Below are 13,107 nucleotides of genomic sequence, written 5' to 3'. Positions count from 1 at the left end.
CCGGCTTGGCCGCGGAAGACGCGGGCTTCGCTGCCGGAGCAGCGTCGCCGGAAGCCTTCAGCGAGGCGTCCGACTCGATGGCGGCGCGAAGCTTGCGCGCCACCGGGGGTTCGATGGTCGAAGAGGGGCTCTTGACGAACTCTCCGAGTTCCTTGAGCTTTGCAAGTGCGATCTTGCTGTCGACGCCGAGTTCAGCGGCGATCTCATGTACGCGTGGTTTACCAGCCACAATTCTCCTGTCTGGGGTCGGTCCACCCAGACAGGGCAGACCACTAGTCGCGGACGGGTCTCATTTCGAGCCGTTCACTTTGTTTCCATAGCCGTTCAGCCTTTGTTTCTTGGTGGGTGCTGTTCGATGTTCCGCGTGTCCAGATCGCTGGAGACGCGCAGTGCTCGTCCGAAAGCCCGACGCCGCACAGCGGCATCCACGCATTCCGGTGTCGGATGGACCCACGCGCCTCTCCCTGGCAGAACGGCTCTCTCATCGACGATGAGTGTGTCGTTCCGGGACACCACTCTGAGAAGAGCGGCGCGGGGAGCACGCGTGCGACAGCCGACGCACATTCGTACGGGTTCCATCTTACACCTGAGTTCTCACCCGACTCGCGCGACGGTGGCGAGTCGGGTGTGCCGAGCGGTCAGTCCAGCACGCTGTCCGGCTGGATGTCGATCTTCGCGCCGGTGAGCTTGGCGGCGAGTCGGGCGTTCTGCCCTTCCTTGCCGATCGCGAGCGACAGCTGGTAGTCGGGCACCAAGGCGCGCACCGCCTTCGTGTTCGCGTCGAGGATGAACGCGCTCGTCACCTTGGCCGGCGAGAGGGCGTTCGCGACGAAGGGCGCGAGTTCCGGGTCGAAGTCGACGATGTCGATCTTCTCCCCCGCGAGCTCCTCGGTGACGGCGCGCACGCGGCGCCCCATCTCTCCGATGCATGCACCCTTGGCGTTGATCGCCGGGTCGTTCGCCCGAACGGCGATCTTCGTGCGGTGGCCGGCCTCGCGGGCCAGCGAGACGATCTCGACGAGTCCGGCGGCGATCTCGGGAACCTCGAGCGCGAACAGCTTGCGCACGAGTCCGGGGTGCGTCCGCGACACCGTGATCTGCGGGCCCTTGAGCCCCTTGGCGACGCTCGTCACGTAGACGCGAAGGCGTGAGCCGTGCGTGTACTCCTCGCCGGGCACCTGCTCCTCGGGGGGCAGGATCGCCTCGACCGAGCCGAGATCGACGTGGATCATGCGGGGGTTGGGGCCCTGCTGGATCACGCCGGCGACGATGTCGCCTTCCTTGTCCTTGAAATCGCCGAGCACGACATCGTCGGCGATGTCTCGCAGGCGCTGACTGATGACCTGCTTGGCTGCGAAGGCGGCGATGCGGCCGAAGTCGTCGGGCATGGCGTCTTCTTCGCCGATGATCGCGCCCTCGTCGTCCTTCACGGCCTGCAGCACGGCGACGTGTCCGGTGCGGCGGTCGAGTTCGACGCGAACGCCCTCAGGGGTGGCGCCGTCTGCGGACACGTGCTTCGCGTAGGCCGTCAGGATGGCCTGTTCGATGATCGACACGAGCTCATCGAAGGGAATCGCCTTCTCCTTCTCGATCCCACGCAGCAGACTCAGTTCGATATCCATGACGGCTCCCTATTCAGCTCTCGTCGCGCGGGTGTGCACACGCGACATCCGTACCACGATACCCTGTGCCCACCGCCCCCTGCCACGGCGGGCGTCGCGAGGCCGCGGCGCAGGACGCCCGGGAGGACCCAGTGACCACGTACGACACGATCGTGATCGGCGCCGGCATGTCCGGCGTCACCGCCGCCCGTATGCTCGCGGACGCAGGCGCGCAGGTGGTGGTCCTCGAAGCGCGGGAGCGCATCGGAGGCCGGATGAGCACCGACCGCACCGCCGGGTTCCCCGTCGATCTCGGCGCGTCCTGGATCCACGGCATCGACGGCTCCCCCCTGTGGGAGCTGGTGCAGACCATCGACATCCCCACGATCGAGTACACCGTCGGGAGCTTCCAGGCGGGTGGTCGTCCGATCGAGAACTTCGACGGTGAGGGCACGCGTATGGATGCCGCGAGCACCGCGCAGTGGGTCGACGACGTCGCGACGGCAGACCGCCTGCTGGTCGACGAGATAGAGCGGTCCTCCCCCGGCGACACCTACCTCGACGTGACCGAGCGGGCGCTCGACCGCTCGGGTTTCGCACCGGAGCGCATCGATGAGATCCGCGAGTTCTTCCGACACCGCGTCGAGGAGCAGTGCGGGGCCTGGATCGGCGACCTCGACGCGCACGGGCTCGACGAGGATGCGATCGACGGCGACGAGGTGATCTTCCCCCGGGGCTACGACGAGCTCCCGCGACGCATCGCTGCGGACCTCGACATCCGCCTGGGACACATGGTCACCCGCATCGCACGCACGGATGCCGGCGTCACGGTGTCGACCGGGCACGGGGAGTTCTCCGCCCGAAGCGCCGTGGTCACCGTGCCGCTCGGAGTGCTCAAGGCGGGGTCGATCGACTTCTCCCCTGCTCTGCCCGACGCGGTCGCGGGGCCGATCCAACGGCTCGGAATGGGCGTCTTCAACAAGATCTTCCTGCAGTTCCCCGAGCGGTTCTGGGATGAGAGCAGCTACGTGGTGCGCGCGCTCGGCGAGGCTGGCGAGCATTGGCACTCCTGGTACGACGTCTCGGCGGTGAGCGGGCTCCCCACCCTCCTCACCTTCGCCGCGGGCCCGTTCGGTCGCAGGATGCAGGAGCTCGCCGATGAGGAGATCGTCGCCGACGTGCTCGTCGCACTGCGCGCCCTGTACGGCGAAGCCGTCGGAGAGCCGACAGCGCACTGGATCACGCGCTGGGGACACGATCCGTTCTCGAACGGGTCCTATTCGCACCTGGCTGTCGGGTCATCGCATCACGATCACGACGCGGCGGCAGGCCCCGTCGACGGGGTGCTGCACTTCGCCGGCGAAGCCACCTGGGGCGACGAACCCGCCACCGTGGGGGCGGCGTACTACTCAGGGCACCGCGCGGCCGAGCGCATCCTCGGTCATGACGTCGACCTCGCCGCCTTCGCGGCCGGCGTCAGAGCGCGGGAGCAGTCTCCAACGAGTTGATCGCACCGATCAGTCGGAACAGGTTGCCCACCTGGCGCTGATCGAGATGCAGCGCCAGACGCGGCAGATGCAGCACGTCGTCGTCGGCGACCTCCGGTGCACGTGGTGCGCTCCGCTCGATACGGCCGCTGGCCAGCATCCCGGCGAAGTGATCGTTGAGCCGCTCGACCTCCGCATCGGTCGGTGCAGAGCGAAGTCGGAGCACGAGCGTGTCACCCACCCAGCGCAGCGAGTCGTAGTTGCGCCAGAATCCGGCGATCACCGCGGCCGCGGACTCGACCGAGTCGGTGATGACGACCCGATCGAAATCACCCTCGGAGATCACGCCGGTGGGCGCGAGATCCTCATCGATGAAGCGCTTGAGTCCGTTCCAGAACGTGCCGCCCGGCTCATCGAGCAGCACGATCGGGGTGGGCTCGGCCTTCCCCGTCTGCTGCAGCGTCAGGAGCTCGAACATCTCGTCGAGCGTGCCGAATCCTCCCGGCAGGCAGATGAAGCCGATGGATTCCTTGATGAGCATGAGCTTGCGGGTGAAGAAGTACTTCATCGCGACGACGTGGTCACTTCCGGCGACAAGGCTGTTCGCCTTCTCCTCGAACGGAAGTCGGATCGAGACGCCCAGCGAGAGCGCGGGGCCCGCACCCTCTGCCGCGGCCTGCATGATCCCCGGTCCGGCTCCGGTCACCACCATCCACCCGTCCGCCGCGAGAGCCTCCGCGACTCTTCGCGCCTGGAGGTACAGCGGATCGTCCTGTCGGGTACGTGCGGACCCGAAGACGGTGACCTTGGGGACTCCTTCGAACGGTGCGAAGAGCCGGAACGCATCGCGCATCTCCGCCAGCGCCGCGGATGCGATCTTGAGGTCGAGCCTGTTCGTGCCGTCCTCGCCGAGCAGGATCGCGGTACGCATCATGCGCATCACCAGGCGTCGATCGGTCTTGACCCCGGCGTCGTCCAGGACGGCGTTGATCTCGGCACTCAGCGATTCCGGCAGCGGTTCCTCGGTCATGAGTCCACCCTGTCATGCAGGATCGGCGGCGTGGGCGCCGCAACGCCGCTCCCGATCATGCGCCCCTCGCCGTGTCAATCCCCGTGCCGGTGCCGGCCTGTCGCGCCAAGCTGTCGACATGACAGAGATCACTGGACCTGAAGCACGTGCTCGCGTCGCCGAGCTCGTGGAGGACATCGACTTCACGATGCTGACGACGACCGACGACGACGGCAACCTCGTCAGCCGACCGATGTCCACGAGGCAGATGGATGATGCGGGAGACATCTGGTTCTTCACCGCGGAGGACACCGAGAAGGTCGACGAGGCACGCAAGCACCGCCAAGTGGGGCTGTCGTACTGCGATGCCAAGGGGATGCGGTACGTCTCGGTCGCCGGCAGGGCCACCCTCGTGCACGACCGGGCGAAGATGAAGGAGCTCTACTCGCCGTCGCTCGAGATCTGGTTCGCCGAGGGCCTCGACACCCCCGGGATCGCGCTCCTGAAGGTGACGCCCACGGTGACCGAGTTCTGGGAGCCGGCCAAGGGCAAGATCGCGATGGCTGCGGGAGCGCTCAAAGCGCTCGTCACGAAGGACACCCCGGACGACGACATCATGAACCACGGGCACATCGTGCACTGACCGCCATCCTCATCGAGAACGCCGCGTACCCGAGAAGGGAGACGCGGCGTTCTGCGTGAATCGGCGTGAGAGTCAGCGGCGTGTGAGCCGGCCCAGCGCGTCGGCGATCGAGACCGCATCCCGTTCGCCGGAGCTGCGATCCCACAGCTCGACCTGACCGTCGGCGGCGCCTCGACCGACGATGACGATCTTCGGGACGCCGACGAGTTCGGCATCGCCGAACTTCACGCCCGGCGAGACCTTGGGGCGGTCGTCGTAGAGCACGTCGAGTCCGGCCGCCTCGAGCTGCGTCGAGAGGTCAGCGGCCACGTCGAAAGCGACCTGGTCGCGACCGGCGGCGACGACCTGGACGTCGAACGGGGCGACGGATGCGGGCCAGATGAGACCCTTCTCGTCGTTGTTCAGCTCGGCGATGATCGCCAGGATGCGGGTGACGCCGATGCCGTACGAGCCCATCGTGACGGTGACGAGCTTGCCGTTCTCGTTCAGCACCTTGAGTCCGAGGGCCTCGGCGTACTTGCGTCCCAGCTGGAACACATGGCCGATCTCCATGCCGCGTGCGAGCTCGACCGGACCCGATCCGTCGGGCGCGGGGTCGCCCGCACGGACGTTCGCGATCTCGACGATGCCGTCGGCGAAGAAGTCGCGTCCGGCGACGACCGAGTGCGCGTGCTTCTCGTCGATGTTCGCGCCGGTGATCCAGCTGGTGCCCTCGCTCACGCGGGGGTCGACCAGGTAGCGGATGCCGGTGGCGGATTCCTCGCCGAGCAGGGCACCCGTGGGTGACCACGGCCCGATGTACCCCTTGACGAGCAGCGGATTCTTCTCGAAGTCGTCGGCGGTGGCCGTCTCGACCTCGGCGGGCGCGAACGCGACCTCGGCGCGCTTCTCGTCGACCTCGCGGTCGCCGGGGATGCCCACGACGACGAGTTCGCGGGTGCCGTCGAGATGCGTGAGCGCGAGCACGACGTTCTTGAGCGTGTCTGCGGCCGTGTACTCGCCGTCGAGGTGAGCGTTGGAATGCGCCACCAGCGTCTCGATGGTGGGTGTGTTCGGCGAGTCGAAGACCACCGGCGCGGCGTCCGCGTCGAAGGCGATCGCATCGGGCACGGCGGTCGTGAACGCTTCGACGTTGGCGGCGTATCCACCGGCACTGCGGACGAACGTGTCCTCGCCGACGGGAGTCGGGTGAAGGAACTCCTCGCTGCGCGAGCCGCCCATCGCTCCGGCATCCGCCTGGACGATGACGTACTCGAGCCCCAGCCGCTGGAAGATGCGCTCGTACGCATCGCGCTGCGCCTGGTAGCTGACCTCGAGGCCCTCGTCCGAGGAATCGAAGGAGTAGGCATCCTTCATCGTGAACTCACGACCGCGGAGCAGACCTGCGCGCGGACGCGCCTCATCGCGGTACTTGTCCTGGATCTGGTACAGGGTCAGGGGCAGATCCTTGTAGGACGAGTACAGGTCCTTCACGAGCAGGGTGAAGGCCTCCTCGTGCGTCGGGGCGAGCAGATAGTCGCCGCCCTTGCGGTCCTGGAGGCGGAACAGCAGGTCGCCGTACTCCTCCCAGCGACCGGTCGCCTCGTACGACTCGCGCGGCATCAGCGCAGGGAAGTGCACCTCCTGCGCACCGGCGGCCGCCATCTCCTCGCGCACGACGGTCTCGATCTTGGCCTTCACCCGGAGCCCGAGCGGGAGCCATGCGAAGATGCCGGCGGCCTGCGGTCGGATGTATCCGGCGCGGATCAGCAGTTTGTGGCTCGCGACCTCTGCACCTGCAGGGTCTTCACGGAGCGTACGGAGGAAGAAGTTCGAAAGACGAGTGACCACGGGCCAAGTCTACTGACCGGTGGTCACCCGTTTCGCGACGCGTCAGTTGAGCGCGGGCAGCCCGTTGGGGATCACACCACCGGCGTAGAGGCTCGCGGCGAGTTCCTGCACGGCGGTGAGGGCGACGCGCTGCGGCAGGGGTCCGTACGAGATCCGGGCGACGCCGAGCTTCTCGTACTCGGAGGCCGCGAGCGTGCCGGGCAGACCGATCACGCTGAGCTTCCCCTCGCCGAGGCCCTCGACGAGCTGTCGTGTGATGTTCGCGTCGAGCATGCCGGGGACGAACACCGCGGTGGCACCGGCGTCGAGGAAGGCCCGACCGCGCTGGATGGCGTCGGCGACACTCTCGGCGACAGGGCGGTGGCCGGCACGCACGAACGCGTCGGTACGGGCGTTGAGGGCGAACGGCACGCCTTCGGCCTCGGCGGCCTTCACGATCGCCTCGACAGCCGCCACGGACTCGTCGAACGGCTTCAGACGGTCCTCGACGTTGGCGCCGACGACACCGGCACCGATCGCGAGGCGGGTGGTCTCGCCCGCATCCCCGTATCCGTCGTCGAGATCAGCGGTCACAGGGACGGAGACGGATGCCGCGATGCGCCCGACCATGTCGATCATGATCTCGCGGGTGATGGTGCCGTCCTCGAATCCGAAGGAGGCGGCGATCCCGTGCCCGGCGGTGGCGATCGCCTTCGTCTCGGGGAGCATCGCGACCGCACGAGCGGAGACGACGTCCCAGACGTTCACCACCCGGAGGATCTCCGGGGCTTCGTAGAGTCCGATCAGGGTCTGGGCTTTCGCAGCAGTGGTCATGCCCCCACGCTAACGCCCAGTATTCCGGTCGGGGCCGGACGGACACGCAAATCACAGGTTTCCCTCGTCATCCGACCCGCCACACTGCAACCGCACGTCATCGACCGCCGCATAGTGTGGGCATATGCCTCAGCGCCGATCTCACGTTGCTCCGTCCGCCGCGCAGACCGAACTCGCTGCGGCGCTCACCGCGCTCCGCGAATCCCTCGAGACCCCCACCGACTTCCCCGCCGCAGTCCTGGCCGAGGCCGCCGACGCCGAAGCCGCCACTCCTGGCCTCGACCTGCGCGACATCCCCTTCGTGACGCTCGACCCGCTCGGGTCACGGGACCTCGACCAGGCCTTCCACCTCGAGCGGAGGGATGCGGGTTACACCGTGCGGTACGCGATCGCCGACGTTCCGGGCTTCGTCGCGCCGGGCGGCGCGGTCGACACGGAGGCGCGTCGCCGAGGTCAGACGCTGTACGCGGCAGACGGCACGATCCCCCTGCATCCGAAGGTGCTCAGCGAGGATCGCGCGTCGCTGCTGGCGGATGTGGATCGTCCCGCGCTCGTGTGGACGTTCTCCCTCGATTCTGCGGGAGTCGCCGAGGAGTTCCGACTCGAGCGAGCTCTGATCCGCTCACGCGCCCAGCTCGACTACGCCAGCACTCAAGTCGCGCTCGACCGGGGCGAGGGCGGCCCCGCAGCGCTGCTGCCGGAGATCGGCGCGTTGCGCATCGAGCAGGAGAAGCTCCGCGGCGGCGCGAGCTTGAACCTGCCGGACGAGGAAGTCGTGCGGCACTCCGACGGGACGTACGAGATCGAGCGCAGACACCCGCTGCCTGTCGAGGAATGGAACGCCCAGCTGTCCCTGATGACCGGCATGGCAGCCGCATCCCTGATGATCGACGCCGGCGTCGGCATTCTTCGGACGATGCCGCAGCCGGATGAGAAGTCCTTCGAGGCGTTCCGCCATCAGACCGAGGCACTCGGGCGCCCCTGGACGACAGGCAGGTACGGCGAGTACCTGCGGCGACTGGATCGTGCCGACCCGATGACGCTCCCGGTTCTCGAGGCAGCGGCGTCGCTGTTCCGCGGGGCCGGCTACGTGACCTTCGACGGCGCGGTGCCCTCCGAGATCGAACAGGCGGCGATCGCCGCTCCGTATGCACACGCCACCGCTCCCCTGCGTCGCCTCGTCGACCGCTGGTCGCTCGCGATCTGCCTGGCTGCGTCCGAAGGGCGCGAGGTACCCGGCTGGGTTCGCGAGTCGCTCGATGACCTCCCCGCGCTGATGCAGGAATCCGGTCAGCGCGCATCGAAGCTCGACTCCGCGACGATCAACTGCGTCGAGGCCGCACTTCTCACACCGTTGGTCGGTGCGACGGTGGATGCGACGGTGATCGAGGTGCGTGGTGAACGGGGAACGATCCAGCTCGCGGACCCCGCCGTCACCGCCTCCGCTCCGATCCCGGCGGATACCGTTCCCGGCGCGGTCGTGCCACTCCAGGTCGTGCGTGCGGACATCGCACGAGGCGAGATCGAGTTCTCTGTGTGAACGGCACGGGCAGCTACGCTGGCGGCGTGAATCCCCTCGCTGTCGCTGAACGATTCGTCGCTGCGCGCTACCCCCGGGCCGACGTCGCCATCGTGGCGGGGAGCTCCGCACGCGGAGAGCGCACCGCGACGAGCGACATCGACCTGCTGCTGCTCGGAGACGCACTGTTCGACGCGCGGGATCAGACGAGTGAAGCCTCGACTCACGAGTTCGAGGGTGAGATCTTCGAGGTCTTCGCCTACACGCCGACCGGCTTCGACGAGTGGGCCGATCGTGGCGTCGCCCAGCACAGACCGGTGACCGTGCACATGCTCGTCGAAGGCATCGCGATCCGGGACGACGGTCGCCTCACCGCGCTCCGGGAAAGGTGGCAGAGCGTCCTCGACGCGGGCCCCGCGCTGTCCGCGCAGGATTCCGCCTTCCGCCGCTACGTCATCACCGACGTTCTCGACGACCTCAGGGATGCCACCGACCCCCTCGAGCAGCAGGTCGAGGCGGCCGTCCTGTTCGAGCGGATCGCCGAGCTCATGCTGCTCAGCGAGCGGCGGTGGATCGCTTCGGGCAAGTGGCTGCCGCGACGGCTCCGGGACCTCAGTCGCGAGCGCGCCGAGCTGCTGAGCATCCCGTTGATCGATCGCGAGTACGCGACGTTCGCCGACCGTGTCCAGGACGAGCTCGATCGTGCAGGCGGCCGGGTTCAGAGCGGCTTCGTGCGCTGAGCGCGGCTCAGGACGCGGGCACGGCCCTCGTCGTCATGACCAGCAGCTGAGGATCCGTCAGGTCGAGCGTCACCGAGATCGATACGAACTCGCTGAGGGACGCGACATGTGTGCCGCCGCACAGGATCTCCGCGGTTCCCTGAGGGAGCTCGCAGCTCCAGCTGCGGCGATCGACGATCGTCGGGCCCTCAGGCACCACGCGGCTCGACGCGCCCGATGCGACCCAGGCGGTCAGCTGTGCATTGATCGCCGCCTCTCGATCGGCGAGCGTCGCGGTGAGACCCTCGGTGTCGAAGCCGGCCTTGCGCAGGCTCTTGCCGAGGCGATACTCGTCGACGGCGCCGTCTTCGTGGATGCGGCTGGACTGATTCGCCCTGGCCTCGAAGTTCGGGGTGCCCAGAGCATCAACACCGGGATCCTTGCGCCACAGATCCGCGAGCGCGAGGTCGAGAGCCAGCGACGCGAGGTGGCAGGCCGTGTGACCGCGGCTGAGTCCCGCCCTCCGCGACGAGTCGACCGCCAACTCGACGCGCGTACCCTCGACCAGCCACGCCGGTGCCTCGCCCTCGAGCGGGTGCCCGACGAGCCAGGTCCATCCCTCAGCCCCGCGCTTCACCGGGATGTCAGAGCCGACCGCGAACTCTCCCTCGTCGGAGACCGCGGCCATGACCGCCGGGGAGACTCGGACGGCAGAACCGTCGTGCGCGATCTCACCCGTGTCGCCAGGCTGATCAGGCCAGGTGTGATCGACAGGGTGGAACGGCGTCGAGTCCACGACCACGACGGCTCCGATCGGCGTCGATTCGATGCGCGAGACAGTGCTCGAGCCGGTGACATCGCCACCGGCGAAGGACACGATCGTCGAGGTGGTCACCGAAGGTGTCACGCGCTCAGACCGTGACGACCTGAGCGGTGCCGAGCGGCGCCTCAGGTCCCATCTCGGCCGCGATGCGGTTCGCCTCTTCGATCAGAGTGGCGACGATGTCGGCCTCGGGCACGGTCTTGATGACCTCGCCCTTCACAAAGATCTGCCCCTTGCCGTTGCCGGACGCGACACCGAGGTCCGCCTCGCGGGCCTCACCGGGTCCGTTCACGACGCAGCCCATGACGGCCACGCGCAGCGGCACGGTCATGTCCTTGAGTCCTTCGGTCACGTTCTCGGCGAGCGTGTAGACGTCGACCTGAGCTCGTCCGCACGACGGGCACGAGACGATCTCGAGCTTGCGCTCACGCAGGTTCAGGGACTGCAGGATCTGGTGGCCGACCTTCACCTCTTCTGCGGGAGGAGCGGAGAGGGACACGCGGATGGTGTCGCCGATGCCCTCACCGAGGAGAATGCCGAACGCCGTGGCGCTCTTGATGGTTCCCTGGAACGCGGGACCCGCCTCCGTCACGCCGAGGTGGAGCGGCCAGTCGCCCCGCTCGGCGAGCTGGCGGTATGCCTTCACCATGACGATCGGATCGTTGTGCTTGACCGAGATCTTGAAGTCGTGGAAGTCGTGCTCTTCGAACAACGACGCCTCCCAGACGGCGCTCTCGACGAGTGCCTCTGCGGTCGCCTTGCCGTACTTGGTGAGGATGCGGCGGTCCAGCGATCCGGCGTTGACGCCGATGCGCAGTGAGACTCCCGCGGCCTTGGCGGCCTCGGCGATCTTGCCGACGTTGCCGTCGAACTCGCGGATGTTGCCCGGGTTCACACGCACGGCACCACAGCCCGCGTCGATCGCGGTGTAGATATAGCGCGGCTGGAAGTGGATGTCGGCGATCACCGGGATCTGGCTCTTCATCGCGATGATCTTCAGTGCATCGGCATCGTCCTGGTGAGGGACGGCGACACGGACGATCTCGCATCCGGATGCGGTGAGCTCGGCGATCTGCTGGAGCGTCGCGTTGATGTCCGTCGTCTTCGTCGTCGTCATGGACTGCACGGTGACGGGAGCGTCACCGCCCACGAGCACCTTGCCCACCTTGATCTGGCGAGACTTGCGGCGCGGGGCGAGGACTTCGGGGATCTTCGGCATCCCAAGATTCACTGCTGGCACAACCCCCAGCCTACGCCGCTTGGATGCACGCGGGCTGGATGCGGGGCGGCGCGCATCTCGCGTCATGCGGCCGATCCGGAACGCATCGGTGTGATAGTTTTCAGGCCATGCTCGCGAACTTCACCTGGTGGCCCGCCTCTTAGGCGGTGTGTTCGCGTTCCCACGAATCCAGACCGCCTCCGGGGCGGTCTTTTCGTTGAGCCGAGCCGGAGCCACGCACAGGAGACACCGATGACCCTCTCACGTCTTGCCGAGCTCACCGCAGATCCCGCTGCGTCGTTCGTGCTGATCGCGCGCGACGGCGCGGACACCGTCGAGCTGCTCACGGGCGAGGTCGTCGACGTCGATCTGCTCGCCGACATCCCGCTCGACATCGACGGCAGACCGCGCGAGGTGTTCGCGATGGTGCCGTACCGGCAGGTGCGCGAACGAGGATTCGTCGCGCAGGACGATGGAGCGCCGCTGCGCTGCGTCGTCGTGGACGAGCACCTCCACCTGCCGACTCCTGCGCTGCTCGCGGCGCTTCCCGCCGCACCCGTCCCCCTCGTCGGCGGGGGTTTCGACATCGCCGATGAGGAGTACGCCGCGATCGTCGAGACCGTGATCGCGGATGAGATCGGGCGGGGCGAGGGCGCCAACTTCGTGATCCGTCGCGACTTCACCGCAGAGATCGACGTCGATGACCGCACGGCCGCGCTCACCTGGTTCCGGGCGCTCCTGACGCACGAACGCGGCGCATATTGGACTTTCGCGGTGGTCACGCCAGGTCATATCGCGGTCGGCGCGAGCCCCGAGGCGCACGTCGTCGCCCGCGGTGGCGTCGTCACCATGAACCCGATCTCCGGCACCTTCCGTCACCCCGCCGGCGGGGCGACCAAGGAGACACTGGTCGATTTCCTCTCCTCCGCGAAGGAGACCGAGGAGCTGTTCATGGTCGTCGACGAGGAGCTCAAGATGATGAGCGCCGTCTGCTCGGACGGCGGACGCATCACCGGTCCGCATCTGAAGGAGATGTCCCGACTCACGCACACCGAGTACATGCTCCGTGGGCGCAGTGCGCTGGATCCCCGAGACATCCTGCGCGAGACGATGTTCGCGCCGACCGTCACGGGCTCTCCGATGCAGAACGCCTGCGCGGTGATCCGCCGTCACGAGACGAAGCCGCGCGGCTATTACTCGGGGGTCGCCGCGCTCTTCACGCCCAATGACGAGGGCGGACACGACCTCGACGCCCCGATCCTGATCCGCACGGTGTACCTCAGGGACGGATCGCTCAACGTTCCCGTCGGCGCGACGCTCGTGCGTCATTCCGATCCGCATGGCGAGGTGTCGGAGACGCACGGGAAAGCCGCGGGCGTGCTGGGTGCCATCGGGGCGATCGACCGCGACAGCGCCGCGGACGCGCGCGAGGACGCGGACGCGC

Annotated in this window: 13 protein-coding genes; 5 read left to right on the top strand and 8 right to left on the bottom strand. The window is 67.7% G+C overall.

Features of this window, described 5'->3' with window-relative positions:
* The 3 genes from RTM68_RS12980 to nusA all read right to left on the bottom strand — a co-directional run.
* The coding region (locus tag RTM68_RS12980) for a translation initiation factor IF-2 N-terminal domain-containing protein (RefSeq protein WP_312171540.1) at positions 1-229 on the bottom strand (229 nt) is incomplete at its 3' end.
* Between the two features lie 95 nt (positions 230-324).
* A complete protein-coding gene (locus RTM68_RS12975) occupies positions 325-564 on the bottom strand; it encodes a YlxR family protein (RefSeq protein ID WP_312171541.1) in 240 nt (79 codons plus the stop codon).
* Positions 565-638: 74 nt separating this feature from the next.
* Positions 639-1,622: a transcription termination factor NusA gene (nusA, locus tag RTM68_RS12970; protein ID WP_194764241.1), complete on the bottom strand. Its 984-nt coding sequence runs from the start codon at positions 1,620-1,622 to the stop codon at positions 639-641.
* 65 nt (positions 1,623-1,687) lie between these two features.
* Here nusA and RTM68_RS12965 point away from each other — a divergent pair, with 65 nt between their 5' ends.
* Positions 1,688-3,109 (top strand): FAD-dependent oxidoreductase, encoded by a 1,422-nt coding sequence (locus tag RTM68_RS12965; protein WP_312171538.1) that lies wholly within the window; start codon positions 1,688-1,690, stop codon positions 3,107-3,109.
* On the opposite strand, the gene RTM68_RS12960 is transcribed toward RTM68_RS12965, so the two are convergent.
* A complete protein-coding gene (locus tag RTM68_RS12960; protein ID WP_312171536.1) occupies positions 3,078-4,118 on the bottom strand; it encodes a TIGR00730 family Rossman fold protein in 1,041 nt (346 codons plus the stop codon). The genes RTM68_RS12965 and RTM68_RS12960 overlap by 32 nt on opposite strands.
* 118 nt (positions 4,119-4,236) lie before the next feature.
* Between RTM68_RS12960 and RTM68_RS12955 the strand changes: the two genes are divergently transcribed.
* Complete coding sequence (locus tag RTM68_RS12955; RefSeq protein ID WP_312171534.1) at positions 4,237-4,740, top strand: pyridoxamine 5'-phosphate oxidase family protein; 504 nt, start codon at positions 4,237-4,239, stop codon at positions 4,738-4,740.
* Between the two features lie 72 nt (positions 4,741-4,812).
* Here the strand turns inward: RTM68_RS12955 and RTM68_RS12950 are convergent, their stop codons facing one another.
* Positions 4,813-6,570 carry a proline--tRNA ligase gene (locus tag RTM68_RS12950; protein WP_312171532.1) on the bottom strand — a complete coding sequence of 586 codons (1,758 nt, stop codon included), beginning with the start codon at positions 6,568-6,570 and terminating at the stop codon, positions 4,813-4,815.
* Between the two features lie 42 nt (positions 6,571-6,612).
* Complete coding sequence (locus tag RTM68_RS12945; protein ID WP_194764246.1) at positions 6,613-7,383, bottom strand: isocitrate lyase/phosphoenolpyruvate mutase family protein; 771 nt, start codon at positions 7,381-7,383, stop codon at positions 6,613-6,615.
* Between the two features lie 124 nt (positions 7,384-7,507).
* Here RTM68_RS12945 and RTM68_RS12940 point away from each other — a divergent pair, with 124 nt between their 5' ends.
* Both RTM68_RS12940 and RTM68_RS12935 read left to right on the top strand, forming a co-directional pair.
* Positions 7,508-8,923 carry an RNB domain-containing ribonuclease gene (locus tag RTM68_RS12940; RefSeq protein ID WP_312171529.1) on the top strand — a complete coding sequence of 472 codons (1,416 nt, stop codon included), beginning with the start codon at positions 7,508-7,510 and terminating at the stop codon, positions 8,921-8,923.
* Positions 8,924-8,949: 26 nt separating this feature from the next.
* Positions 8,950-9,642, top strand: coding sequence for a nucleotidyltransferase domain-containing protein (locus RTM68_RS12935; RefSeq protein ID WP_312171528.1), 693 nt, complete (start codon positions 8,950-8,952; stop codon positions 9,640-9,642).
* 7 nt (positions 9,643-9,649) lie between these two features.
* On the opposite strand, the gene RTM68_RS12930 is transcribed toward RTM68_RS12935, so the two are convergent.
* Together RTM68_RS12930 and ispG are read right to left on the bottom strand one after the other, a co-directional pair.
* Entirely contained in the window at positions 9,650-10,528 is an 879-nt protein-coding gene (locus RTM68_RS12930; protein WP_312171527.1) for a hypothetical protein, read from the bottom strand.
* A 4-nt stretch (positions 10,529-10,532) separates the two neighbouring features.
* The gene (ispG, locus tag RTM68_RS12925) at positions 10,533-11,663 is read right to left on the bottom strand and encodes a flavodoxin-dependent (E)-4-hydroxy-3-methylbut-2-enyl-diphosphate synthase (RefSeq protein WP_194764249.1); all 1,131 of its coding nucleotides are present in this window, start codon (positions 11,661-11,663) and stop codon (positions 10,533-10,535) included.
* A gap of 252 nt (positions 11,664-11,915) precedes the next feature.
* On the opposite strand from ispG, the gene RTM68_RS12920 reads away from it, so the two are divergent.
* On the top strand, positions 11,916-13,107 hold a 1,192-nt coding region (locus RTM68_RS12920), incomplete at its 3' end, for a chorismate-binding protein (RefSeq protein WP_312171524.1).

It is taken from the genome of Microbacterium sp. (assembly GCF_031988965.1).
GTDB lineage: Bacteria > Actinomycetota > Actinomycetes > Actinomycetales > Microbacteriaceae > Microbacterium.
The sequence above is the reverse complement of the archived record's forward strand: the minus strand, read 5'-3'. Positions and strand labels throughout refer to the sequence as shown.